This is a genomic window from Rhizobium sp. 62_C5_N11_2, from assembly GCF_051811185.1.
In the GTDB taxonomy this organism is placed as follows: domain Bacteria; phylum Pseudomonadota; class Alphaproteobacteria; order Rhizobiales; family Rhizobiaceae; genus Rhizobium; species Rhizobium leguminosarum.
In genome coordinates this window covers 809252-834878 of record NZ_JBPWPW010000002.1, presented here as the reverse complement: position 1 = coordinate 834878, position 25627 = coordinate 809252, and the positions used below count along the sequence as shown (strand labels likewise).

The window sequence follows — 25627 nt, the reverse complement described above, 5'->3', positions numbered from 1 at the left end:
GGGTTTACGTCTCGTCTCGCGGCGGCAATGTGTAATGCACTCTCATTGTCCTCAGATCCCGCTTCACGATCTGCAGCATCCCTTCGCGTTCCGCCAGGGCGTTGAGCTCCCTGAGCACGAGAGAATGCGCGATCCCCAGCATGCGCGCAAAGGTGCGACTGTCACGGGCAATCCCCAAATCTGCGGCGACAAGGAGACCGGCCTGGATGGGTGTCAGCCTGTTATCCCTGCCTTGCGCCGCAGCGACGAGGGCGAGAAAGCGATCGGCCTCCGACGCTTCTTCGCTCACGCGGCTTTTCGTCGGCGGAAGGATACCATGATCGATTTCGAGGTGGGCGTATCGCTTTCCCTACCCGCGCTGCCAAGCGGCACGAGCACGTTCAGCTCGGGATAATATCCCGCTATGCTTCCCCTCGGAATATCATAGGGCACAAAGCGGAAATCCTCTGCGACACGCTCGATGCCGTCATCATGCTCGCCGATCACGTCGACCCGGTCGCCGGCCTTGGCATTCATCGCCGTCAGGTCGGCTGGGTGAATGAAGATGACCTGCCGCTCCCCATAGACGCCGCGATATCGGTCATCGAGACCATAGACCGTCGTATTGTATTGATCGTGCGATCGGAACGTCTGCAGGGCGAAACGCCCCTCTCCCTTTCGCGCCCGCTGATGCACCGTCTCCTCCGGAAGCGCCTCCGAAGAAAATGACGCCTTGCCTGCCGGTGTATGCCACTCCCGATGGGCGGCCGTGTTGCGCAGGTGGAAACCGCGCGGCTTGCGCAGGCGCGTATTGTAGTTTTCGAAGCCGGGAATGGTCGCCTCGATGTGATCGCGGATGCGGTCGTAGTCGTCGGCGAGCTCTGCCCAGTCGACCACGACGGAGCCGACCGTCGCCTGTGCAATGCCGGCAATGATGGCGACTTCCGAGAGGAGATGCGGCGAGGCAGGGCGATTGATACCGGCAGAACCATGCACCATGCTCATCGAATCCTCGACGCTCACGAGCTGTGAGTTGCCCGCTGCATTCATATCCATCTCGGTGCGCCCGAGGCACGGCAAGATAAAGGCCGTCTCGCCGGGCATGAGATGCGAATGATTGGGTTTGGTTGCGATGTGCACCGTCAGCTTCAGCCGCCGCAGCGCCTTTTCAACGAGTGCGCTGTCAGGCGTGGCGCGCGCGAAATTGCCGCCAAGCCCGATGAAGGCATCAGCCGAGCCGTCGAGCATCGCTCCGATCGCGGCAAGGACATTGTGGCCATGTTCGCGGGGAACGGTGAAGCGGAAGTGCTTTTCCAGCGCATCGAGGAAATCCTCCGATGGCTTTTCGTTGATGCCGACGGTGCGGTCACCCTGCACGTTGGAATGGCCGCGAACCGGGCAAAGGCCGGCACCCGGCCGGCCGATATTGCCGCGCAGGAACATGAAATTGGCGATCTCGCGGATCGTCGCCACGGAATGCAGATGCTGGGTTACACCCATCGCCCAGGTGCAGATGACCCGCTCGGCGTTGACATAGACATCGGCCGCCCTCTCGATCTCCTGCCGGCTCAGTCCCGATTGGTCCTCGATGTCAGCCCAGTTCGTCGCCTCGACCGCTGCCTTGTATTGCGCAAAACCCGCGCAGTGTTCGGCGAGAAATGCATGGTCGAGTACGGAGGGCAGACCGGCGGCGACCGCTGCATCCTCTGCAGCCAGCACGACCTTCGCCATCCCGCGCACCGCAGCCATGTCGCCGCCGAGTTGCGGCTGGAGATAAAGGCTGGCGATGTCGGTCGAACCGCCGCGCAGCATCTCGATCTTGTCCTGCGGGTCGGAGAAGCGCTCCAGGCCGCGTTCGCGGATGGGATTGAAGACGACGACGCGCGCGCCGCGGATCGCCGCCCGGCGCAAGTCGCCGAGCATCCGTGGATGGTTGGTGCCCGGGTTCTGCCCAATCACGAAGATCGCGTCGGCCTCTTCGAAATCCTCCAGCAGCACGGTGCCCTTGCCCACGCCGACCGCCTGGCGCATGGCGATGCCGCTTGCCTCGTGGCACATGTTGGAGCAGTCGGGAAAATTGTTGGTGCCGTAGACGCGCACGAACAGCTGGTACAGGAAGGCGGCCTCGTTGCTCGCCCGGCCCGACGTGTAGAATTCCGCCCGATTGGGATTATCGAGGCCCGTCAGAATGCTGCCGATCTCGGCAAAGGCATCCTCCCACGCGACCGGCAGGTAACGGTCGCTCACCGCATCGTAGCGCATCGGATGGGTGAGGCGGCCGTTGAGTTCCAGTTCATAGTCCGTCAGCCGGCGAAGCTCAGATACCGTATTGTCAGCGAAGAAGGCGGGCGTTGCCCGCTTTTCCGTCGCCTCCCAGGCGACGGCCTTCACGCCGTTCTCGCAGAACTCGAACGACGATCCGTGCTCCGGATCGCCCCAGGCGCAGCCCGGGCAATCGAATCCATCCGGCTGGTTCGCCTTCAGCATCGTCCGCGCGCCTGAAATGGGCATGCCGCTTTGAAGCAAACGCTTGCCGCAGCTCTTCAAAGCGCCCCAGCCGCCGGCTGCCGCCGATTTCTTACCAATGAATTTTGTGTCCATGCGCCCTGTATTGTCGAAGCGAGGAAAACATCAAGGGCGCACGAGCGATGGCTCGATAGGAAAAACCTATCAAGGATCTAACCGGCGTCCTTCATGGCATGCCGTTCGTCGGGCGAATGTGCCAGGATGCGATTGCGACCTTGGGTCTTTGCGTCGTAGAGGGCGGCATCGGCCTCGGTCAGGAGGCGGTTAGGGTTGACCCTCAAGGTGGCTCCCGTCGCGCAGGATATGCCGATGCTGGCGGTCACCCGTCCGAATTCGCTGCCGGAATGAACGATATTCTCCTGGCTCAGCAGACGTGCGAATTGCTCGGCAACGATCATTGCCCCTTTCGCACTGGTTGCTGGGAGCAGAACCACGAATTCCTCTCCGCCGTAGCGAGCGACGATGTCTGCCGGCCGGCTTACCGACTGCCGCAGACACTTGCTGACGACACGCAGGCATTGGTCTCCGGCGGGATGGCCGTAGGTATCGTTATATGCCTTGAAGCGGTCGATATCGACCATCAGAAGGCTGAACGGCGTGTTTTTCCTGGCGCTGCCTGCGGTCTCACGGGCGAAAGCTTCGTCGAAGGCCCGGCGATTGACCATGCCGGTGAGCCCATCGGTCTCGGCCAGATTCTTCAGCTGCTCCGCCGACAGCCTGAGCGCGATTTCCGCCTGCTTCGTCGCAGTGATGTCCGAGACAACGGCCATCGCCGTGCCGTCTTCCGCAAGCCTTGTCCGGATGCTGCGCCAGTCGCCGTTGTGAAGTTGAATCTCTTCGTCCTTGTTGCTGTGCAAGGTAGCACTGGCGGCCTTGATCCACTCTTCGCGGTCATTGTCCGGAATACCGGCCCGCTCGCCTGTTTCGGCGACGCGGCGAAGAATGTCGCTGATATGCGCGCCAACCACGCGGGCGTCTCCGGACAGCGGAAACGCGGTGCGATACTGTTCGTTACAGAAAACAAGAAAACCCTTGCTGTCGTACATCGCGATACCATCGGACATGCCGGCCATCGCATGCGACAGCAGGTTCTTGCTTTCGCGCAGTTCCCGCTCCAGAGCAGCACGCTCCGTCACATCACGCGTTACCCCGGCAAGGCCGATCACCCGCCCCTGTCTATCCCTCAGCGGCACCTTGGAGGCGAGCAGGTATCTGCCTTCGATGCGCTCGGTGGAGTCGATCAGAGGCACGCCAGTGTCCATGACCTGCTGTTCGAGATAATACAATTCTTCGGCGAGCGGCCGTGACAGAAGATTGAAATCCGACAATCCGGTCATCTCTGCCGTCGTCTTGAAACGATAGAGGCGGATCATATTTTCATTGACGGTGATGAACCGGCTGTTTCGGTCCTTCACGTAGAGATAGTCGGGCGACTGCGAAAACGCGGTCACCAATATGCTTCGCTCCAGGTCCCATTGCTGTGTCTTCAACAGCACGAAACCACAGAGCACGGTCGCCAGGCAGTTCAAAACGGTCATGGGCAGACCGATGATGGCCAATACACGGGCGTGCACCAGAGTGGGAAGCACCGCCATCAAAACAACAAGCGCGGCGCCGAGCGCGAGGCTCAGCAGTGCAATGTCCATGAACCCGGGAGATCTCTTCCGGATCCAGAAATTGGCAGCCAGGCCGATGCCGGTCGCGACAGCAATTGCGATCAGACCATCGACCATTGCCGTGCCGCCGACACAGAAGCGGAAGGCCATCGCCAGCGACGCCGCAAAGGCCGCCGCGATCGGTCCACCAAACATGCCCGCCAAAGCAAGCGGCGAGAAGCGCATGTCGATATAGATGCCGGGATTGACTTCGACGGCCAGCAAAATGGATCCGATGGAGGCGCCGCCGGCTATGATTCCGAAGGCGATTTTTTCCTGTATGGCCGAACGACGCTGAAATTGGATCGAGAAATGCGCCCATAGCGAAATCGCCAGGCACACGAATGACAAGTTGCCACCGAATTGCGTCCAGATGCCATTCACTGCGTTGGATCCACCTTCCAATACATGTACCGAACCAATCATAGGGCAACACTGGTTTGAGCTTCGTTAAATTGAAGACCTATCAGGCTATACTCGTTTGCTTATGCGTCTCCAGCCCGGTCGGCAGCAATACGGCGACAGGAAAGCGGCGACTGCCGCGACGATGCGGTATGGGCACGCAGGGCCTGCTGCCAGATTTGATCACATGAGAAATAGGCGAAACCGGAATTAAAGGTCATGCTCCAGGACGGCAGGAGACATCATGTCCGCTACGCCTGCCGTTCAACGGCTAGCACCTGATGCATAAGGCATGTTTAACAACGGCATCCTCTGCATCAGGACACGTAGCCCAATGACGCAATATCGCGTTATCCGGATAAGTCTGCGCAATCGGGCCATTCCTTGAGGTGAAAGCAGTCGCGAACCCACAGCGCCCGCGTCATGCCGTCAGCAGCCGAGGCTGCCGACGGCATCGCCGCCACTTCTCTTCTACTTGCAGATCGCCGCCGCCAAGAAGCCGCGCATCGCCTCGCCATAAGGCGGCCGCATCATGTATTCCGCTTCGACCATCCTGCTCTGATGATAGACGGCGCGCGGGTGCGAGAAGGCGAGGAAGCCGAACTTCCCATGATAGGCTCCCATGCCCGAATGGCCGACGCCGCCGAAGGGCAGGCCTTCCGCCGTGACGTGGCTCATGCAGTCGTTGACCGTCACCCCGCCGGAGGTCGTGTTGTCGAGGACGCGGCGTTCCTCTTGCTGATCCTGGCTGAAGTAGTAGAGAGCGAGCGGGCGCGGCCTGGCATTGATACGGTCGATGACGTCGGCGATATCGCGATAGGGAAGGACCGGCAGCACGGGTCCGAAGATTTCCTCCTGCAGCACGCGCATGTCTTCTGTGGGATCGAGGATCAGCGTCGGAGGTATACGGTGGGCCGATTGCTGGGAGAAATTCTCTGCCGCCGGGTTGATCTCGACGACACGAGCACCCTTGGCCCTGGCATCGTCGATCAGGCCCTGGACGCGGGCGAGATGGCGGGCATTGACGATCGAGGTGTAATCAGGATTTTCCTTCAGTGTCGGATACATCGCGCCGACTGCCGCGACCGCGTGTCCGGCAAAGGCCTCGACGCTTTCCTCGGGCACATAGACATAGTCCGGCGCAAGGCAGATCTGGCCGGCGTTCAGCGTCTTGAAGGTCATGACGCGCCGCGCCGCGTCTGCGAGATCGGCCGCGCGGCCGACGATGACGGGTGATTTTCCGCCGAGCTCAAGCGTCAGCGGTGTCAGGTTTTCCGCCGCCGCGCGCATGACATGATGGGCGATCGCAGTTCCGCCGGTGAAGATCAGATGGTCGAAGGCAAGTGATGTAAAGGCCGTGCCCGTCGCCGGCCCGCCCTGAACGACTGATATTTCCGTTTCGTCGAAAGAGCCGGCGATGAGTTCCGCCATGAAGGCTGATGAAGCCGGCGTCACCTCCGACGGCTTGATCATGGCGCGGTTGCCGGCGGCAAGAATGCCGGCGAGCGGCGCAAGGGCGAGCTGATAGGGGAAATTCCAGGGGCTCAGGATCCCGACAACCCCTTTCGGCTGATAGACCACTTCTGCCACCGCATCCGGGAACAATGCCTCGTGCTGCTCGGGCTTCAGCCATTCGGCCAGATGGGCCTTGGCATATTTGAGCGAACCGACGCAGGTGAAGACGTCGAGAAGCAGGCTCGCCTCGACGCTGCGGCTGCCGAAATCCTCCGACAGGGCCGCGGCAATCGCATCCTTATGGTCGACGAGAAGGGCGATGACGCGGTCGATGCGATCGATGCGGGTCTCAATGCTTGGCGGCCCTTCCCTCAGGAAAGACGCCCTTTGCCGGTCAAGCAGCGCCTTCATCGCATCGGGACTGGTATCGGTGGCGATTGGGGTGACGGTGTTCATTGTTTCCTCCCTCGAACGGTGTCAGACGGCCGGCTGGCGCACGACCGGTTTCAGCACGATGCCCTTTTCCGAATCCTCCACCGCCTGGTTGATGTCGGCAAAATCATAGAAGGTGACGAGCCTGTCGAAGGGAAAGCGGCCCTGCCGATGCAGGTCGATCAACAACGGGATCAGCACGTCCGGATTGGAATCGCCCTCGACGATGCCGCGGACCCGGCGCCCGCCGGACAGGATATGGGTGAGGTCGAGCGTCAGCGTCGCGCCATGGGGCGAGGCCCCGACGATGCCGCAGGTGCCGCGCGGCGCCAGCACACGCACGCACTGGTCGATGACCGCAGGCACGCCGGAGGCATCGATCGAATAATCGACGCCGGCGCCGGTTAGCGCCATGATCGCGGCAACCGCGTCGCTCGCCCTGCCGTTGACGATATCAGTCGCGCCGAGCTCCGCTGCAAGCGCCAGCCGCGTCTCGTTGACATCGACGGCGATGATCCGTGAAGCACCGACGATCCGCGCCGCCATTACCGCGGCAAGACCGACGGAGCCCATGCCGAACACCGCGAGCACTTTTCCCGGTTCGATCTTGAGCGCGTTCATCACCGCGCCGGCGCCGGTCTGGATGCCGCAGGCGAGCGGCCCGAGCAGTGCCAGATCCGCATCCTCAGGCACTTTCACGATATTGCGTTCATGGCACAGGGCGTGGCTGGCGAAGGAGGATTGCCCGAAAATATTGCCGTGAACCCGCTCTCCCTCGCATGAGAGCCCGCTCGAACCGTCAGCGCGCGCACCGAAGAAATTGCGCGGGAAGAATTCGTGGCAATAGGTCTCCTCGTGATCGTTGCAGCTCGGGCAATGACCGCAGGAATTGAAGGTCATGACCACGTGATCACCGGGCTTGACCTTGGCAACGCCCCGCCCGACACGCTCGACGATGCCGGCGCCTTCATGGCCGAGCACGACCGGCTGCGGCACCGGCAAGTGCTGGTCACGCATGACGATATCGGTGTGGCAAACCCCTGTTGCCACGACGCGAACCAGGATTTCACCCTCACGCGGCTCCTCCAAATCGAGCCTTTCCAGCGAAAACGGCGTATGGGGCGCACGCGCCACCGCGGCATGAATTTTCATTGCTTTCCTCCTCCCGATGATCGGCTCGTGAACGGCCCGGCATGCCAGGCCCGTCCTCAGCGGCCGCGCTTGTAGGCGCCGAGCCCCGGCTGATAGGTCTTGTCGTCGAGGAACTGCTTCAGCCCCTCGTCGCGCCCCTTGGTCTTGTCGAGAAACAGCATCTGCTCCAGCTTGGCGTAGATGTAATCGTCGGCGAGATCCCATGGCAGGTTGCGCACCCGCTTGTAGGTGTCCTTGGCGGCCTTCAGCGTCACCGGGTTCTTTTCGAGCAGGCTGGCGCAGATCTTGCGGACCCGGATTTCCAACTCCGCCAGCGGCACCGCCTCGTTGACGAGACCCATTTCGGCGGCCTTGCGCCCGCCGAACAGTTCGCCGGTCATGATGTAATAGAGAGCGTCGCGATGGCGCATCACTTCGGCGACCGCACGGGTGACGTTGCCGCCCGGCAGAATGCCCCAGTTGATCTCGGAGAGGCCGAAATTTGCCTCCTCGGCGGCGATGGCGAGATCGCAGGAAACCAGCGGCGTGAAGGCGCCGCCGAAGCACCAGCCGTTGACCATGGCGATCGTCGGCTTTTCGAAATACATCAGCCGGCCCCACCAGTTGCCGGACTGGCGCCGCGCCTTCAGCGTGACGTCACGCGGCTTGTCGTCATTGTCGCGGAAATATTCCTTCAGATCCATGCCGGCCGACCAGGATTCGCCGGCGCCGCGCAGGACGAGGACGCCGCAGCGCTCGTCGCCCTCGAGCTCGTCGAGCACCTCGAGCATCCTAATATTCAGGGCCGGATTCATCGCATTGCGCTTTTCCGGACGATTGAGGGTCACGAAGGCGATGCCGCCATCGAATTCGACCAGAACCGGCGATTTGTCTTCAGTCATAGGGTCACTCCATTGGTTTCGGCGTGAATGCCGGGGCCGCTTCACAGGGGCTGTCGTTGAAGGGTTTCGTCGGAATGGAACTGGCGCAGGACATGTTTCTGCACCTTGCCGGAGGCGGTTCGGGGAATGGCCTCGACGAAGAGGATGCGCGCCGGACGCTTGAAGGCGGCGAGCCTAGCCGCGCAATGGCCGGCGATCTCATCGCCCGTTGCCACGGCACCCGGCCGCAGCACGATATAGGCGAGGCCGCATTCGCCCCATCGGATATCGGGAATGCCGACGACCGCGGCGTCGAGGATATCGGGATGACTTGCGAGTGCCGCTTCGACCTCGGCGGGATAAACATTCTCGCCGCCGCTGATGTACATGTCCTTCAGCCGGTCGACGATGCGATAGAAGCCGTTCGCTTCGCGTCGGCCGAGATCACCGGTGCGGTACCAGCCGTCGGCGAAGGCGGCAGCGGTTTCCTGAGGCTTGTTCCAGTAGCCCGGCGTCACCGCCGGCCCGCGCAGCCAGAGTTCGCCGATCTCGCCTTCGTCAACCTCGCGGCCGTCCTCGCCGACGATACGAATGTCGAGCAATGGCGCGGGAAGACCGACGCTGCCGGGATTATCCTGCACGGCGCGCCGGTCGATCGGTATATGCAGCACCGTTCCCGCCTCGCTCATGCCGTAACCGTTGACCAGCGCAACGCCGTCATCGAGATAGCTTTCGATCAGCGCCTGCGTCAGCGGTGCACCGCCGACGAAGAGCGCATGCAGGCCGGCGAGCGCCGCGGCGCTATAGGCAGGGTCGTTGCGCAAGGCGAGCACGATCTGCGGCACGGCGAAATAATGGGTGATGGCACGCTGCCGGTCGGCAAGGGCTGCGAGTGTGCGCGCCGGCGTGAAGCGATCGGAGACGACGAGTGTGCCGCCCAGCATCAATGTGGTTCGTGCGACGGCGATCAGACCGATCGTGTGGAAGAAAGGCAGGTCGCATAGGGCGACGGATCTCGGCCCGATCTCGCCGACCACGGAAAAATTGATGGCGGCGAAAAAGGCGTTGCGGCGGGTGATGACGACGCCTTTCGGCTGTCCCGTCGTGCCCGAGGTGTAAAGAAGGACGCAGGGTCCATCGGCATCGGCGGGCACGGGAGCGGCCGGAAGGCTCGCCTCGATCACCGCGGCGAGACCGGCCGAACCGTCTGCCGTCGATATCACCGCCATCTCGGGATCGGCGTTCGCAACGCTGGCCACCGTTGCCGCGAACTCCTCGTCATGAACGAGCAGAGCCGGCGCGCAATCGGCAAGGATCGGCCGAAGCTCGGCGGCGTTGAGGCGCCAGTTGAGTGGCACGTAGATGGCGCCGGCACGCTGGCAGGCAAAGGCAAGCACGATCGAATCCATCGAGTTGCGCGCCAGCATGGCGACACGCGCCCCATCGCGGCGCACTCCGAGCACATCGCTCAGGAAGCCGGCGCAGCAGGCGATCCGCGCATCGAGCTCGGCATAGGTGAGCTGCCTGTCGGTAGCGATTTCGAACAGAGCCGGACGGTCCGGTGCGACGCCGGCGCGGTAAAGGATCGGATCATCCGTCACCAGCCCGCAATCCGCCGACGAAGCCATCCCGGAAAAGGAATGCGCCATTTTCTCCTCCCATGCCTACCGCTCCCCGCAACAGGCATCAATTTTGTATGTAACACATACTAATATCTTTTCCCCGCGATGCAAGAGGCTGTTTGAGGCAAATCCGATCGATCGAATGGCGCGGGGAAATCCGCACTACGGATATTGACTAACCTGCTGATTTTGATGGTTATGGCGCCTGGACGAGGCGAGAACGAACGATGGCGATAAAATCACCGCAGGACGATTTCGAGGGCGAAGATGCGCCCGCGACGCCAGGCCTCGACGTCGGCCGGCTGGGCGATCTCTTGGGGTTTCATCTACGCATGGCGCATGTCGCAATCTATCGCGACTTCGCCGAAACCATGGAGGAGCTGGCGCTGACGCAGAAGCAGCTGGCGGTGATAGAACTCGTCGCCGGCAATCCGGGCGCATCGCAGATCGACCTTGCCAACACGCTCGGCACCGACCGGGCAACGATGATGGCCCTCGTCAACCGGCTGACGGCCCGCAACCTGATCGAGCGCCGTCCCTCCGCGGCGGACCGCCGGCGCCAGGAGCTTCATCTGACGAAGGCCGGACGCGCGATGCTCGCGCGGGCGCGTGCGCTGATCGACAAGCACGAGCGGCGTTTCACCGACCTGTTTTCGCGCGACGAACTGGATGCGCTGCTGGTGGCGCTGAAGCGAATATACAAGGGGAAATGAACCCGCTTCGCTGGGCAGCAGGCAGCTCCAAGCCTATAGATTTCTATTGGGAAGTTCCCGTGTTATGATCCCGATCCTGGCGTCGTCCGCCGTGGGTTCTGCACACGGAGACTTGTCTAATGAGCGAAGTGGACGTCCTTTTTGCCTCCCTGCGACAGGCGGCTGACCCGCCGACGGTTGAGTGCATCGAGAAGGTCGTCACGCATGGCTCGGATCGCGAGCTTAATCGCATCAATGCGCTCGCTTTCGCCGATAAGCACCATCTCGATCAAGAGAAAACCATCGCCGCGTTTCTCCATGCAGCCCGCATAGGCGCGTTCGAGATGACCTGGAATGTCCTTTGCCCAGGATGCGGCGGCGTCCTCGACAGCGGCGCAACCCTCAAAACCGTCGTCCACGAGACGTACCATTGCGCGCTCTGCGCAGCCGGATACGAGCCGACCCTCGACGAGATGGTCGAGGTCACGTTCACGGTCAGTCCGCGCGTGCGCAGGATTGCCGCTCACGATCCCGATCGGTTGCCGCCGCTCGAGTACTATCGCCAGATCTTCTTCAGCTCCGGAGTGGACCTGCCTGACGATCTCGAAGCGAGGTTTTCGCGCATCCAGCTGGAGATGATCGAGTTGGCTCCGGGCGAGAAGGCCTTCGTCTCCCTGCAACTGCCGGCGCAGTTCGTCATCATCTTCGATCCGGTGACACACTCGGCGCAGTTCATCGACGTGCAGGGTGAGCCCACCGACGAACGGCAAACCCTCTCGATGATCATCAGTCGGACGCATGCGCTGAACGAAACGCTGACCCTGCGCCCGGGCTCACTGCGGCTCACCCTCGAGAACCACACCGACCGCAGAGTGGTGCCGAACGTCTGCATCGCAGGAGACGAACTGCACGACCTCTTGGGCCGCAGGCGGCCTTTCCTGACAGCCAAGCGTCTGCTGACGAACCAGAGCTTCCGCGACATCTATCGGACCGACACACTCGACGTCGACCAGCGCCTCAAGATCACCAGCCTGACTTTCCTCTTCACTGACTTGAGGGGCTCGACCGCTCTCTATGAGCGCGTCGGAGATCTTGCCGCTTTCGATCTAGTGCGAGCGCATTTCCGGGTTCTTCATGAGATCGTCGCCACAGAGGCCGGAGCGGTCGTGAAGACTATAGGCGATGCCGTAATGGCGACCTTCCCGAGCCCGGACCGTGCGGTAGCGGCCGCACTCAAGATGCGGGAGGCGATGCTTCGCTTAAATGCCGAACACGGCAGCGACGACCTTCTGCTGAAGATCGGCATCCACGAGGGCCCATGCCTCGCAGTCAACCTCAACGACCGGCAGGACTACTTCGGCCAGACGGTGAATATCGCCTCCCGCGTCCAGGGCCTTGCCGATCCCAATGTCATCATGACGACGGAGGCGATCGTCGAGGATGCCCAAGTTTCAGAGATCCTGCGTGACAGCGGCATCTCATCGGCCTCCCGGATGGCGGAGCTTCAGGGCATCGGGAGAGAGGTGAGGATTTTTGCGCTGTCGTGAGTTTGGTCTTCGTGGTCAAATTAACTTCAGCAGTTTCCGGTAACGGTCGGCCCTAAGTGGACTTTTTTCGTTGTCGAAGGACACGGCTGCTTTGCGCCTAATTTTGCCGTTGAAACAGACCTTGCACCTGCCGGAAAGCAGCCATTGTCTAGTTTCAAGGTAACGGCATCTTTGCGCCGCCGATAGCGGAAGCAGGCGTCGTGGCCTTCATGTCTCGGCGAAGCTGCTTAAATGTTTTGCAAAGCATCCTGTCTTCATTCTGGGCTACGGGCTCATCGCCACCACGATGCAAGGCGGTTCAGCGGAAAAGTCATGTAAGACTGGGGCTGATTGACGCGTTTTGTGAAGCGTCTGAAGAAGCTTGGCACTGCGATCGAGACCGCCGTTCTCGCGCAGCGCATATCCGTCGATCAAGTCCTCGAACGCGTCGGAATTGTCCCCACCCGCTGTCACATCTCTGGCAGGCCGGCCTTTCGGAAGCCGTCAACAAAGTGGTCTCGTACAGATGCATCGCGCAGCGGCTGGGAGCTGAGCCAATGCCCAATCGTGAAATGAGGGTGGGCGATCAGGAACAATTCTGCTTCTCGCAGCGCCTCCTCATGGTGGCCCAACTGTGCAAGCGTAGCGGCCAGGAATTTGCGTGAGTTGGTACGATACGTGTCTTCCCTGCGGAGTGTAGCGGCTGCCGCCTCATAGTCACGCGCGGCGTATTGCGCTTGCCCAAGATGACAAAGATACCAGCACGCTGGATAGGGATTGAGCCGCAGAGCTTTTTCGATCTGCGCAAGTCCGTCGGCAACCCTGCCGTCCAGCACTGATACGTCCGACATGGCGGCCCAGGTGTCGGCGTGGTTGGGGTCCAGCTCCAGGGCCTTGGCGAAGGCGGCCTCCGATTCCTCCCATCGCCGCTCATAAGCCAAAATGGTCCCCAGAACGTAACGGCAGCCGGCATCGTTGGGATCCAGGTCGACCGCCTTCTGCGCGGACGTCACCGCCATCCGACGGTTGGGATCTTCGGGCTCGCCGAAATGAGTCCAGGCAAGCCAACGATTATAGGCGAGCAGACCAAGCGCCTCGGCATATGATGGCTCGAGCTTGACCGCGCGTTGGAGCAGCATATAGGCCTCACGCTCAGTTTGCGGCGACTCTTCCGTCAGGAGGCGGGCGCGCACACACAGGTCGTACGCCTCAAAGTTCTTCGGCCGATTGCGCTGCGGCGGGATGGTCAGTCGGCCGACGAGGGCTTCAACAATCTTGGCGTTAACTTCATCCTGTAATTCGAAAACATCTTCCACCGTCCTGTCAAACCGGTCGGCCCACAAGTGCCGGCCGCCAAGCGCGTCGACCAATTGGGCATTGATGCGGACACGGCCCATTGCGCGTCTGGCGCTCCCCTCCAGGACGTAGCGGACGCCGAGTTCCTGGGCGACCAGCCGTACGTTGACCGGCTTGCCCTTGTAGCCGTACACGGAATTGCGCGCGATGACGAACAGGCCAGCCGTTCGGGAAAGGTCAGTGATCAGGTCTTCGGTCAAGCCGTCGACGAAAGGCGCGTCCGCTTCATTCCCACTCATATTCGTGAACGGCAATACAGCGATCGAGGGCATTTCGGGCAGCGGCAATATGCTCTGCAGCGCATCCGGCCAATGCCACACGTGGACTGGGCGAGTCAGGTTCTTCAGGTAGCGTTCGCCTGCATCGAAGAACCGGTCGCCGATCTTGCCGACGATCTCGCCGTGAACGCTGGCTGAAATGCAGATACCTCCCGGCGCGGCCTGCGTCTCGAGGCGCGCCGCGACATTGACCCCGTCGCCGAGGACGTCTGAACCGTCGTCAATGACATCACCCAGATTGACGCCGACACGCAAAAGCAGGCGCCGGTCGGAGGTCTCAACAGCGGTGGTGGCCCGTTGCATTTCCAACGCTGCTGCGACCGCTTCCACCGCGCTACTGAATTCGATCAGGAAGCCGTCGCCCACAACCTTGAAGATGCGGCCGTTGTGGCGCATCACAGCCGGCTCGATAACGCCAGAACGGAGTTTCCTGAGGTTCGCCAGCGTTGCGCCTTCATCAGCCTCCATCAGGCGTGTATATCCCACCACATCGGCAACGACGATGGCGGCAAGGCGACGCTGAATAGATTGATCCGTCATGTGAGGACAAGCCTAATGACCAGATTAGCAAGTTATTGTTCAACCGCAGGTGAGTCAACAAATCGTAAGAGGTAATATCCAGGCGATCTCCACCTTCCGGCCCCAAATCTGTCATGCCTTCACGCCGGGGCAACGACCGCTTCTTGGCGCATCGCAGGCCTACGCCGGCTTGGAGTTCCGCATCAGCATGATCTCCGATCCAAGTCTGGCAAATTCCAGCCTTGACCAAATGAGCCCGAGCCTAAGGCCAATCGGCGTAACCTGAGGACAGCATGCTGTTTTCCGAGCCGGCCGACGCGCGGGCGATCTCGCGGTAGCCGGCGGGTGAAAGGCCGGTCTTGCGTTTGAAGAAATGGCTGAAATAGGTCGGGTCGCGAAAGCCGAGGCTGTCGGAGATTTCCTGGATATTGCGGGCCGAACGCTCCAATCTCAGCTTTGCCTCCTGCACAACGCGCTCGTGCAAGAGCTGGATCGGCGAGCGGCCGAGCGCCCTTTGGCAGATGGAATGCAGCCGGTCGGCCGTGACGCCCAGCTCTGCGGCATAATCGCTGATCGGCCGGTGCCGGCGGAAGCCGGCCTCGACCAGCTGCCGGTATCTCTGCAGGATCGATCCGGTTTCGCCCTGCCCGCGCTGCTCGCTTCTCTCACCATCGGAACCGCGCCACAGCGCCATCAGAATGAGCCTGATATAGGCGGATGCGACCATCCAGGAGGAGCGGGTGGGATCGCCCAATTCCCGCACGAAGCCCGAAATCAGCGGACTGATTTCGGCCACAGCTGAGGGATCCAATGCCTCGACCAGCTTGCGCTGCTCGGTGAAGATGCGCAGCGAATAGGATTCCACCTTGTCGCCGATCGCATCGACCATGATCTGCGGCGAAGCTCCGACCAGATGGGCCGCGGTTCCGGCTGATATCGACAGGTCGCATCGCGCCTGCGGAGGCAGGAAGGCAAGCAGCGGCCCGTGTAGCGGCCGATGGTCGCCATTGTCGAAATGAAGCTCCCCGCTTCCCTCGCCGAGCAGAAGGAAATGATGGAAATCGGCATAGAGTCCTTTTTGAAAACGGATACGCCGGTGCGACAGCGACGGCCCGTGCCACTCGCCCCTGGCATAGTGATGAATCCCTCCGTCCGTTGCCAAGCTTCTCCTCCACTCCCCAAGTCAAACAATGCTGTAATCGCCGGATAATTACAATATTAACCCAATAAATCGCATTCCATCCGCGCCAGATCGGCGTAACCTTTTCTCATCAGCCTTTGGGAGGAGGCTCTTCAACAGATGCAGGAACCGTCAGGCGACCCTCGTGGCGCCGCGTCCGCTCGTTTTCTCCCATGGCAACAACGCAAACCGGCATGTGGCGCCAGTACGTGGCGCCAATGCCTGGCAAATGGATGGAACAGTGTTCGCGGCAAAGCTGATGATCAACAACGAGGCGATGGATGCTTCCGAAGGGGCCACCTTCGAACGCATCGATCCGCTGACCGGCGACGTCGCAACGATCGCTTCGGCAGGATCCGTTGGCGACATGACAAGGGCAGCCAATGCGGCCGCGGCCGCTTTTCCGGACTGGTCCCAGATCGGCCCGGGCGAACGGCGCAGGCTCCTGAATGCCGCAGCCGATATCCTCGAGGCCCGCACGCCCGAACTCATTGCCGCCATGACTGGAGAAACTGGCGCCACCGCGCAATGGGCGGCGATCAATTGCGGCCTTGGCGCGGATATTCTTCGCGAGGCGGCGGCGATGACCACGCAAATATCAGGCGAGCTCATTCCTTCAGGCATTCCGGGAAGCCTCGCCATGGCGGTCCGCCAGCCGGCAGGCGTCTGCGTCGGCATTGCCCCCTGGAATGCACCTATCATCCTCGGCACCCGCGCCGTTGCCATGCCGCTTGCCTGCGGCAACACGGTTATCCTGAAAGCCTCCGAACTCTGCCCGAAGACCCATGGCCTGATCGGCGACATCCTCTGTGACGCCGGTTTCCCGCGCGGCGTCGTCAATGTCGTTTCCAATGCGCCGAGCGATGCCGCCGCCGTCGTCGACGCGCTGATCGCCCATCCGGCCGTGCGCCGCATCAATTTCACCGGCTCCACCCGTGTCGGCAGGATCATCGCCGAATCCGCGGCAAGGCATCTCAAGCGCTGCCTGCTTGAGCTCGGCGGCAAGGCGCCGTTCATCGTCCTTGCCGACGCCGATATCGATGAGGCCGTGAGTGCTGCCGCCTTCGGCGCCTTCATGAACCAGGGCCAGATCTGCATGTCGACCGAACGGATCATCCTCATGGACGAGATCGCCGACGGCTTCGTTGGCAAATTCCGAACGAAGGCCGCAACCCTTGTCGCCGGCAATCCCAAGGACGGCAACACGCCGCTCGGCACGCTGATCAACACTGAGGCCGTCCGGCGTGTCAGGTCGCTCGTCGATGATGCCCTGCAGAAGGGCGCGGTTCTCGTCTGCGGCGGCCAGGCCAACGGCACGCTGATGGACGCAACCGTCATCGATCACGTGACGCCTGCCATGCGCATCTACCGCGAGGAGAGCTTTGGACCGGTGGCGGCGATCATCCGGGTCGGTAGCGTCGACGAGGCTGTGACGGTTGCCAACGACAACGAATATGGGCTGTCGGCGGCCGTTTTCAGCGCCGACGTCAATACAGCACTTGCCGTTGCCATGCGGCTCGAATCCGGCATCTGCCACATCAACGAAGCCACAGTTTCCGACGAGCCGCAAATGCCCTTCGGCGGCGTCAAATCAAGCGGCTACGGCCGCTTCGGCGGCAAGGCCGCGATCGATGAATTCACCGAGCTCAGATGGATCACCATGGCCTCGGGAAAACGGCACTACCCGATCTGAATTGAGATCGGTCGGGATGAACACTGGGAACGGGCTGGGAGGCCCGCATCAAGAGGGAGGAATGAATTCATGAACGGCATTTTCCGCAGCGGAAAATTCAACGCGGCATCGCTGAGCCGCCGCTCTTTCATCGCATCGACCGTGGCGGGCGGTGCAGCGCTGGCGCTTTCCCGCCGCACGGCCTTCGCTCAGAGCGGCGATACGCTGAAGGTCGGCTTCATCAGTCCGCGCACCGGCCCTCTCGGCGGCTTCGGCGAGACGGACGGTTATGTGCTCGAACTGGCGCGCAAGGCGCTGGCGAACGGCCTGCAGGCGGGCGGCAAGACCTGGAAGGTTGATATTCTCGACCAGGATACTCAGTCTGACCCTTCACGCGCAGGCCAGTTGGCAAAGGACCTGATCAACAACCAGGCGATCGACCTGATGCTCGCCGTCTCGACGCCCGAAACCATCAACCCGGTGGCCGACGCCTGCGAAGCGGCCGGTATTCCCTGCCTCTCGACGGTCATGCCCTGGGAAGCCTGGTATTTCGGCCGCGGCGCCAAGCCGGGCGCGCCGTCGCCCTTCAAATGGACCTATCATTTCGGCTTCGGCGTCGAAGAGTTCCACAAGGCCTATGTGTCGCAGTGGAACCTGATCGAGACCAACAAGAAGGTCGGCGTCATGTATCCCAACGACGCCGACGGCAATGCGATCCGCACCCATCTGGCGCCGGCGCTTGCCAAGGCGGGCTTCACCATCGTCGATCCGGGAGCCTATGAAACCGGAACCACCGACTTTACCGCGCAAATCGCTCTCTTCAGGCAGGAGGGCGTGGAGATCTTCAATTCGTTCCCGATACCGCCTGACTTCGCCGCCTTCTGGCGCCAGGCTGCGCAGCAGGGCCTTACCCAGCAGATCAAGATCTGCCAGATCGCCAAGACGGGCCTGTTTCCCTCCGACATCGAGGCGCTCGGCGACCTCGGCCTGAACATCGGCAGCGCCGCCTATTGGCACAAGGCCTTCCCCTACAAATCCACGCTGACAGGCGTATCCGGAACCGAACTCGCCGACGGCTATGAGACGGCCAGCGGCAAGCAGTGGACGCAGCAGCTCGGCGCCAGCCTTGCGCTTCTCGACGCCGGCTTCGATGCACTGAAGGCCAGCACGGACGTCAAAAGCAAGGAGGCCGTCGCCGAGGCGATCAGCACGCTGAAGACCACCACGATCGCCGGCAAGGTCGATTTCACCAGCGGCCCCGTCGCCAACGTCTCTCCCGGACCGATCATCGGCACGCAATGGGTGAAAGCGGCGGAGGGCTCGAAATTCGCGCTCGACTACGTCGTCACCGAAAATGCCACCGACCCCAATGTCCCGGTCGGCGCCAAGCTTACCGCTTACAATGGATAACCAAGTGCAGCGACAGGAAGCGCAAAGGCGGCCGGGGGGAGCCTTTCTCTCGGCCAAGGGGATCCACAAGCGGTTCGGCGCGCTTGTGGTGCTGGAGAATCTGGATTTTTCCATGGGCGATGGCGAGGCGGTCGGCATTGTCGGGCCGAACGGCGCGGGCAAGACGACCCTGCTCAACGTGCTCGCCGGCGCCTTCCCGCCGAATGAGGGAAGCATTACCTTCGACGGCGCCAACGTCACGAGCCGGACGGCGGCGGAACGCTGCCGCTCCGGGCTCGTCCGGACCCATCAGATTCCCAAGCCTTTCAGCGGCATGACGACCTTCGAAAATGTCTTCGTCGCCGCATCGCACGGCAGTGCCGCAAGCCGCGACGAGGCCTATGAGCGTGTGGTGGATTCACTTTCCCTTTGCGGCATGCTCGGGGTGGCTAACCGCCCTGCCGACACGCTCGGTCTGCTGGATCGCAAACGCCTGGAGCTTGCTCGTGCGCTTGCCACGCAACCGAGGTTATTGCTGCTCGACGAGATCGGCGGCGGCCTGACCGATGGCGAGGCGAGCGAGCTCGTCGAAACCATCCTCGAATTGCGCCGCCGCGGCATCGGCATCGTCTGGATCGAACATATCGTTCACATCCTCCTGCAGGTGGCGGAGCGACTGATCTGCATGGATGCCGGCAGGATCATCGCCGATGGCGAACCGAAAATGGTCATGAGCAATGCGGAGGTGGTCAAGGCCTATCTCGGAGGAACACCCGCATGAGCCTTCTCTCCATCCGCGACCTCGACGTTCGCCACGGCCTGCTCCAGGCAGTGCGCGGGGTCAGTTTCGATATTGGCAAGGGCGAGGTGCTGGCGCTGGTCGGCGCGAACGGCGCGGGCAAGACGACGCTGCTCAGATCGATCGCCGGCGCCCATCTGCCATCCTCCGGCAGCATCCTTCTTAACGACGAAGATCTGGCCGCCGTCCCGTCCCACAAGCGGATCGCCAAGGGCATCGCTCTGGTGCCGGAAGGCCGGCGCCTGTTTTCACAGATGACGGTGGAGGAAAACCTGCTTCTCGGAAAGACCTCCGGCCGCAAGGGCGATTGGGACATCGATCGTGTCCTCGACGCCTTTCCGAACCTGAAACCCCGCCGTCACGCCAAAACCGGACACCTCTCGGGCGGGGAACAGCAGGCGACCGCCATCGGCCGGGCGCTGATGAGCAATCCCGATATTCTTCTCCTGGACGAGGTCTCGCTCGGACTTTCGCCTCTGGTCGTCGATCGCGTCTATGCCCAGTTGCAGTCACTGCTCACGTCGGGGACGACCATCGTGCTCGTCGAGCAGGATCTCGCCCGCGCCATGAGCGTGGCGAGCCGTGTCATCTGCATGCTGGAAGGACGCATCGTCCTCGACAGGCCGGCGGCGGCCGTCACGCGCGAGCACGTCACCCAGGCCTATTTCGGATTGCACCGGGCAGCCGGCGAAAGGAGCGCATCGTGATCAACACCCTGCTCCAGGGCATCCTGCTCGGCGGCTACTACGCCGTCATCGCCTGCGGACTGTCCTTCATGTTCTCGGTGATGCGGATCATCAATCTTGCGCATGGCAGCCTGGCGGTCGCAGCCGCTTACGGACTGTGGCTGCTCGCCGCCAAATTCGGCATTCCGCCCTTCGCCGGCCTGCTGATCGTGCTGCCGGTCATGGCGGCCGTCGGCTGGCTGTTACAGCGCTTCATCCTGGAACGAAGCGCCCGCGGCGGCACGCTGCTGCCGATCCTGACGACCTTCGGCCTGTCGATCGTCATCGACAACCTGCTGTTCGAGCAGTTCGGCGCCGACACCCGCTCGCTCGCACCGTTCATCGGCAACCTGTCCTATGCATCCTGGCAGCTTCCGGGCCACATCTTCGTCGGCAAGCTTGCCGTCCTGATGATGGTGACGGCGATGCTCATTCTCGGCGGGCTGCAGTTCTTCCTGAGCCGCTTTGCGCTTGGTCGCGCGATCCGCGCCACGGCCGAGGATCCCGATACGGCCGGGCTGGTCGGCATCGATGCCCGCAGGGTAAACGCCGTCGCCACGGCGATCACCATGGTCACGGTCGGGATCGCCGGTGCTTTTCTCGGGATGCGGGCAACCTTCAGCCCCTATGCCGGCGGCCCACAGCTTCTCTTCGCCTTCGAGGCGGCCGTCATTGGAGGAGCGGGATCACTATGGGGGACGCTTGCCGGCGGCATCGTTCTCGGTCTTGCCCAATCGCTCGGCGCGCAATTGCATCCGCAAGGCTTCCTGATCGGCGGCCATGCCGTGTTCCTGCTGGTGCTTTTCGTCAGGCTGTCCCGGTTCGGCATGCCGGTTCTCGATAAATTTGGCGCCTCTCTCAAACTGCGCACCCGTCTCCGGAGCCCGACATGAGCCCCAACGCGACCCTTGCCTCCACCGGAATATCGATAGAGCGCTGGACGAAATCGTCGCGGGTGGCGCTTGGCTGCATGGCCGCGGTGCTCGCCCTGCTGATGTTTGCCCCCGCCGTGCTCGGCGCCGGTGCGATCGACCGGATGACAGCCCTGTTCATCTACGTGATCCTTGCCGCCATGTGGAATGCGCTTGCCGGTTTCGGTGGGCTCGTCTCGGTCGGCCAGCAGGTGTTCTTCGGCCTCGGCGCCTATTTCACCATCCGGCTGGCCGATGCGGGGCTCAATCCCTTCGTCGCGCTGTTTGCCGCCGCGGTCGTGACCGGCGTCCTGTCAATCCCGCTTTCGCTGTTCATGCTGCGCCTGAAGGGCGGCGAGTTCGCGATCGGCATGTGGGTCATAGCCGAACTTGCCCATCTGCTCGTCAATCTCGACCGGCTGATCCAGGGGGAAACGGGAACCTCGCTGATTTCGCTCAATGTCTATGACGGCAACATGCGGCGGGCAACGATCTACTGGCTCGCCTTGATAGCCATGGCCGCCCTGCTCGGCGCTCTCTTCCTCCTGATGCGCAGCCGCGCCGGTGCCGCCATGCAGGCGATCCGCGACAATGAGGAGGCGGCAACCTCGCTCGGCGTGCGCGTGATCGCCACCAATCGGCTGCTCTTCGTGCTCGCCGCCTTCGGCATCGCGGTCGCCGGAGGCCTGTGGCTGGCGACCGCCACCACCTTCCAGCCGAAGACCTATTTCAGCGTCCAATGGACGGCCTACATGATCTTCATGGTGCTGGTCGGCGGGATCGGCAAGTTCGAAGGCGCGATCCTTGGCGCCATCCTGTTCTTCGTGATCGAGACCTTCTTCGGCGCAGCCGGCGTCTGGTACCTGATCGGCCTCGGCGCCACCGCCGTGATTTTCTCGCTCTACCTGCCGCGCGGCCTTTGGGGCGAAATCGAGCGCCGTTTCGATTTTCAACTTCTGCCCGTCGGCTATCGGCTGAAATTGCCCGGTCCGCATAAAATCCAATGGGAAGAATGAGCCGGCTTGCGTCCGGATCTCTTGCGAAAGGTGACGTTCATGCTTTTTGGTAAAACGATCCTGGTGACCGGCGTGGCTTCCGGCATCGGCGCCCGCACGGCGGAACTGGCCGGCCAGATGGGCGCCGAGGTCATTGGCGTCGATGTCCGCGAGCCTGCCAGTGGAAGTGCCGCCTTCATCAAGGGTGATCTGTCCACCGCATCAGGCGTTGCCGACATCGTTGCGCAGCTTCCGGTGCGCCTCGACGCGCTCGCCAATGTCGCCGGCCTTTCCGGCAGCACCGGCGTCGTCTCGACGCTCGCCGTCAATTTCTACGGGCTTCGCGCCCTCTCCGAAACCGTGGCACCCCGCCTGCGCGAAGGCGGCGCCATCGTCAACGTCGCCTCGATCGCCGGCTACGGCTGGCGCGCCAATCTCGAGCGGGCAAAGTCGCTCGCCGGCATAGACGGCTTTCCCGAGGTGGCGGCGATTGTCGCCGAGCACGGCCTCAAGGACGAGGAAGCCTACCCGCTCTCCAAGGAACTGCTGCTGCTCTGGACCATGCGCGCCGCCCATCAGCCGCTGTTCAAAAACCGTGGCATCCGCGTCAATGCCGTCAGCCCCGGGCCGGTGGAAACGCCGATCCTCAAGCAGTTCCGTGCCGTGCTCGGCGACGCCAGGGTCGATAGCGACATCACCCGCGTCGGCCGCGCCGGCACCTCCGCCGATATCGCACCCGCCGTGCTCTTCCTCTGCTCGGATGGTGCGCGCTGGATCAACGGCACCAACATTGCCGTCGACGGCGGCCTCGAAGCTTCCATCAACGCCGAAGTTCTCGGCTTCTAGTTCTTGTCCCCAGGAGATCTCCGATGAATATTTCCCTCCTCATAAATGGCGCCGACCGCGCAGCCTCCGGCGGCCGGACCTTTGATCGCATCGATCCCTTCACCGAGAAGCTCGCAAGCCGCGCCGCAGCGGCAAGCCTGGACGATGTTGCCGCGGCCGTTAATGCCGCCTCCGCTGCCTTTGGCGCCTGGTCGAAGACCGGCCCCGGCCAGCGCCGCGCCATCCTGATGAAGGCTGCCGACATCATGGATTCCAAAGTGGGCGAGTTTACCCAGTTGATGATCGAGGAGACGGGCGCTACCGCGCCCTGGGCCGGTTTCAATGTCATGCTCGCCGCCAACATCCTGCGCGAGGCCGGCGCCATGACGACGCAAATCACCGGCGAAATCATCCCTTCCGACAAACCCGGCACGCTCGCCATGGGCGTTCGCCAGGCCGTCGGCGTCTGCCTGGCAATTGCCCCCTGGAACGCGCCCGTCATCCTCGCCACCCGCGCCATCGCCATGCCGATCGCCTGCGGCAACACCGTCGTCCTCAAGGCATCCGAACAATGCCCCGGCACGCACCGGCTGATTGCCACAGTGCTGACCGAAGCAGGCCTGCCGGCCGGCGTCATCAACGTTCTCACCAACGCGCCGGAAGATGCGCCCGAGATCGTCACCGCGCTGATTGCCCATCCGGCCGTCAGGCGCGTGAACTTCACCGGGTCGACCAAGGTCGGCAAGATCATCGCCGAGACCTGCGGCAAACATCTCACGCCCGCCCTTCTTGAACTGGGCGGCAAGGCGCCGCTTGTTATCCTCGACGACGCCGATATCGACGGTGCCGTCAATGCCGCCATTTTCGGCGCCTTCATGCATCAGGGCCAGATCTGCATGTCGACGGAGCGGATCATCGTCGACGAGACCATCGCCGATCAGTTCGTCGCCAAACTGGCCGCCCGCGCCAGCCAGCTCCCGGCCGGCGATCCGCGTGGCCACGTCGTTCTCGGTTCGCTGATCAGCCTCGACGCCGCGAAAAAAATGGAAGAGCTGATCGCCGATGCGACGGCCAAGGGTGCAAAGCTCGTGGCCGGCGGCAAGCGCTCGGGCACCGTGGTCGAGGCGACGCTGCTCGATCATGTCACGCCCGAGATGCGCGTCTATGCGGAAGAATCCTTCGGCCCGGTCAAGCCGATCATTCGTGTTGCCGGCGAGGAAGAAGCCATCCGCATCGCCAACGACACCGAATACGGCCTGTCCTCCGCCGTCTTCAGCCGGAATGTCCAGCGGGCAATGACGGTTGCAGCGCGGATCGAATCCGGCATCTGCCACATTAACGGCCCGACCGTGCACGACGAGGCGCAAATGCCCTTCGGCGGCGTCAAGGGCAGCGGCTACGGCCGCTTCGGCGGCAAAGCGGCAATCGCCGAATTCACCGACCTGCGCTGGATCACGGTTGAGGACTCCGCCCAGCATTATCCCTTCTGAGCGGCGGGCAAATTCCGCTACGGATGGCAATCAGCTCCCGAGGCATCATCGCGCCACGCCGGCTTCACGTTTGTGGCGCGATCAGACTTAGACCGGCGACATGCGCCGATGCCCCGCGTCGACCTTTCAGATCGAGAAACCGTCCAGGGCGTCAGCAAGCTTCAGCCAAAGATCATGGGGAGGCGAGGGAATTGGCCGCGAATCTTCGTCAGAGATCCGAACTCCGAAGGCACTCCCCTTCGATCGCTATCCACAAAGTGTTATCAGACACACTGTCGAGACCGATGATCTGTGTCTTGCCGTCCAGCTTTCCGCTCGTGAGCAGTCTCACACGAGAACCTTCGAGCACATAGAGGCCGTGCAAGGTTCCTAAATGAGTCCTCCCTTGGAAGCTGCTGGAGGAGCTGAAACGCCAGATCGGACAAGCGGACACGACGCTTCTCTACGCTGCGAAAGACGTGGACCACAATCACGCTATCGTGCTTCAGCGCTTCATCGGCAAAGACTGACGCGTCGGTGACCGACGTCGATGACACACGCCCTTTCCGTGTCCGAAATTTCCGGGAACCTTTTCGACGAACCTGCATCCAATGTTCGCTTCCGAAGGCGCACCACCGTTGCCGCCGGAAGGCATCGGTCACGACACAAGGGAGACAGATCATGTTGAAGCGAATTCTCGGCGCCACTCTGATGGCAGCCTCACTCGGCACGGCTTCGATCGCCGCCGATGCCAAGCCGACCGATCCTCAGATCGCCCACATCGCCTACACAGCGGGACAGATCGATGTCACCGCGGCAGAACAGGCGTTGAAGAAGAGCAAGAATGCCGAAGTCATTGCATTCGCCAAAACCATGGAGCGCGACCACAAGGCCGTCAACGATCAGGCGCTCGCTCTCGTCAAGATGCTGAAGGTGACACCCGAAGACAACCCCGTCAGCCAGTCCTTGTCGACACAAGCAGCTAAGGAACTGACGACGCTGGAGGCGCTCGACGGCGCGGCGTTCGACAAGGCCTATGTCGAAAACGAAGTCGCCTATCACAAGTCGGTCAACGACGCGCTTGCCAACATCTTGATCCCGTCGGCTGGGAATAAAGAGCTCAAGTCGCTGCTGGAAACGGGCCTGACCCTGTTCAAGGAGCACCAGATGCATGCCGAGCATCTGGCTTCGAAGACCAAATAGACATG

20 protein-coding genes and 1 pseudogene are annotated in these 25627 nt (G+C 62.2%); 12 read left to right on the top strand and 9 right to left on the bottom strand.

Annotated elements, in window-relative coordinates; genetic code table 11:
• Nucleotides 1-4: 4 nt before the first annotated feature.
• The 7 genes from AB8B31_RS27630 to AB8B31_RS27600 all read right to left on the bottom strand — a co-directional run bounded on the left by AB8B31_RS27630 (nucleotide 5) and on the right by AB8B31_RS27600 (nucleotide 10110).
• On the bottom strand, nucleotides 5-289 hold the full coding sequence (locus AB8B31_RS27630; RefSeq protein WP_018246047.1) for a hypothetical protein: 285 nt from the start codon (nucleotides 287-289) through the stop codon (nucleotides 5-7).
• Nucleotides 286-2580 carry an FdhF/YdeP family oxidoreductase gene (locus AB8B31_RS27625; RefSeq protein ID WP_018246048.1) on the bottom strand — a complete coding sequence of 765 codons (2295 nt, stop codon included), beginning with the start codon at nucleotides 2578-2580 and terminating at the stop codon, nucleotides 286-288. Before AB8B31_RS27625 ends, AB8B31_RS27630 begins: the two co-directional genes overlap by 4 nt.
• Nucleotides 2581-2657: 77 nt before the next feature.
• Nucleotides 2658-4586, bottom strand: coding sequence for a diguanylate cyclase (locus tag AB8B31_RS27620; RefSeq protein ID WP_018246049.1), 1929 nt, complete (start codon nucleotides 4584-4586; stop codon nucleotides 2658-2660).
• Nucleotides 4587-5033: 447 nt separating this feature from the next.
• Nucleotides 5034-6473: a coniferyl aldehyde dehydrogenase gene (locus AB8B31_RS27615; RefSeq protein WP_018246050.1), complete on the bottom strand. Its 1440-nt coding sequence runs from the start codon at nucleotides 6471-6473 to the stop codon at nucleotides 5034-5036.
• 21 nt (nucleotides 6474-6494) lie between these two features.
• Nucleotides 6495-7601, bottom strand: coding sequence for an NAD(P)-dependent alcohol dehydrogenase (locus AB8B31_RS27610; protein ID WP_018246051.1), 1107 nt, complete (start codon nucleotides 7599-7601; stop codon nucleotides 6495-6497).
• Nucleotides 7602-7657: 56 nt separating this feature from the next.
• Nucleotides 7658-8482, bottom strand: coding sequence for a p-hydroxycinnamoyl CoA hydratase/lyase (locus tag AB8B31_RS27605; protein ID WP_018246052.1), 825 nt, complete (start codon nucleotides 8480-8482; stop codon nucleotides 7658-7660).
• 41 nt (nucleotides 8483-8523) lie between these two features.
• On the bottom strand, nucleotides 8524-10110 hold the full coding sequence (locus AB8B31_RS27600) for an AMP-binding protein (RefSeq protein WP_018246053.1): 1587 nt from the start codon (nucleotides 10108-10110) through the stop codon (nucleotides 8524-8526).
• Nucleotides 10111-10310: 200 nt separating this feature from the next.
• Here AB8B31_RS27600 and AB8B31_RS27595 point away from each other — a divergent pair, with 200 nt between their 5' ends.
• Nucleotides 10311-10796 (top strand): MarR family winged helix-turn-helix transcriptional regulator, encoded by a 486-nt coding sequence (locus tag AB8B31_RS27595; protein ID WP_018246054.1) that lies wholly within the window; start codon nucleotides 10311-10313, stop codon nucleotides 10794-10796.
• A gap of 119 nt (nucleotides 10797-10915) precedes the next feature.
• Nucleotides 10916-12322 carry an adenylate/guanylate cyclase domain-containing protein gene (locus AB8B31_RS27590; RefSeq protein ID WP_018246055.1) on the top strand — a complete coding sequence of 469 codons (1407 nt, stop codon included), beginning with the start codon at nucleotides 10916-10918 and terminating at the stop codon, nucleotides 12320-12322.
• 449 nt (nucleotides 12323-12771) lie between these two features.
• Here the strand turns inward: AB8B31_RS27590 and AB8B31_RS27585 are convergent, their stop codons facing one another.
• The gene (locus AB8B31_RS27585) at nucleotides 12772-14475 is read right to left on the bottom strand and encodes an adenylate/guanylate cyclase domain-containing protein (RefSeq protein ID WP_018246057.1); all 1704 of its coding nucleotides are present in this window, start codon (nucleotides 14473-14475) and stop codon (nucleotides 12772-12774) included.
• A 241-nt stretch (nucleotides 14476-14716) separates the two neighbouring features.
• Nucleotides 14717-15616 carry a helix-turn-helix transcriptional regulator gene (locus AB8B31_RS27580; RefSeq protein WP_018246058.1) on the bottom strand — a complete coding sequence of 300 codons (900 nt, stop codon included), beginning with the start codon at nucleotides 15614-15616 and terminating at the stop codon, nucleotides 14717-14719.
• A gap of 247 nt (nucleotides 15617-15863) precedes the next feature.
• Between AB8B31_RS27580 and AB8B31_RS27575 the strand changes: the two genes are divergently transcribed.
• The 10 genes and pseudogenes from AB8B31_RS27575 (at nucleotide 15864) to AB8B31_RS27530 (ending at nucleotide 25622) form a co-directional block, all read left to right on the top strand.
• Complete coding sequence (locus tag AB8B31_RS27575; RefSeq protein WP_026188727.1) at nucleotides 15864-17327, top strand: aldehyde dehydrogenase; 1464 nt, start codon at nucleotides 15864-15866, stop codon at nucleotides 17325-17327.
• Between the two features lie 69 nt (nucleotides 17328-17396).
• Nucleotides 17397-18716 carry an ABC transporter substrate-binding protein gene (locus tag AB8B31_RS27570; RefSeq protein WP_018246060.1) on the top strand — a complete coding sequence of 440 codons (1320 nt, stop codon included), beginning with the start codon at nucleotides 17397-17399 and terminating at the stop codon, nucleotides 18714-18716.
• Between the two features lie 4 nt (nucleotides 18717-18720).
• On the top strand, nucleotides 18721-19476 hold the full coding sequence (locus AB8B31_RS27565; RefSeq protein WP_018246061.1) for an ABC transporter ATP-binding protein: 756 nt from the start codon (nucleotides 18721-18723) through the stop codon (nucleotides 19474-19476).
• Complete coding sequence (locus AB8B31_RS27560; protein ID WP_018246062.1) at nucleotides 19473-20201, top strand: ABC transporter ATP-binding protein; 729 nt, start codon at nucleotides 19473-19475, stop codon at nucleotides 20199-20201. The genes AB8B31_RS27565 and AB8B31_RS27560 overlap by 4 nt, the downstream gene beginning before the upstream one ends.
• On the top strand, nucleotides 20198-21112 hold the full coding sequence (locus AB8B31_RS27555; protein ID WP_018246063.1) for a branched-chain amino acid ABC transporter permease: 915 nt from the start codon (nucleotides 20198-20200) through the stop codon (nucleotides 21110-21112). Before AB8B31_RS27560 ends, AB8B31_RS27555 begins: the two co-directional genes overlap by 4 nt.
• Nucleotides 21109-22146 carry a branched-chain amino acid ABC transporter permease gene (locus AB8B31_RS27550; protein WP_018517497.1) on the top strand — a complete coding sequence of 346 codons (1038 nt, stop codon included), beginning with the start codon at nucleotides 21109-21111 and terminating at the stop codon, nucleotides 22144-22146. Before AB8B31_RS27555 ends, AB8B31_RS27550 begins: the two co-directional genes overlap by 4 nt.
• Before the next feature lie 39 nt (nucleotides 22147-22185).
• Entirely contained in the window at nucleotides 22186-22971 is a 786-nt protein-coding gene (locus tag AB8B31_RS27545) for a coniferyl-alcohol dehydrogenase (protein WP_026188728.1), read from the top strand.
• Between the two features lie 23 nt (nucleotides 22972-22994).
• The gene (locus tag AB8B31_RS27540) at nucleotides 22995-24440 is read left to right on the top strand and encodes an aldehyde dehydrogenase (RefSeq protein ID WP_018246066.1); all 1446 of its coding nucleotides are present in this window, start codon (nucleotides 22995-22997) and stop codon (nucleotides 24438-24440) included.
• A 395-nt stretch (nucleotides 24441-24835) separates the two neighbouring features.
• Nucleotides 24836-24949: pseudogene (locus tag AB8B31_RS27535) on the top strand (DUF488 family protein); the annotation flags it as partial.
• A 151-nt stretch (nucleotides 24950-25100) separates the two neighbouring features.
• A complete protein-coding gene (locus tag AB8B31_RS27530) occupies nucleotides 25101-25622 on the top strand; it encodes a DUF4142 domain-containing protein (protein ID WP_026188729.1) in 522 nt (173 codons plus the stop codon).
• Nucleotides 25623-25627: the final 5 nt, after the last annotated feature.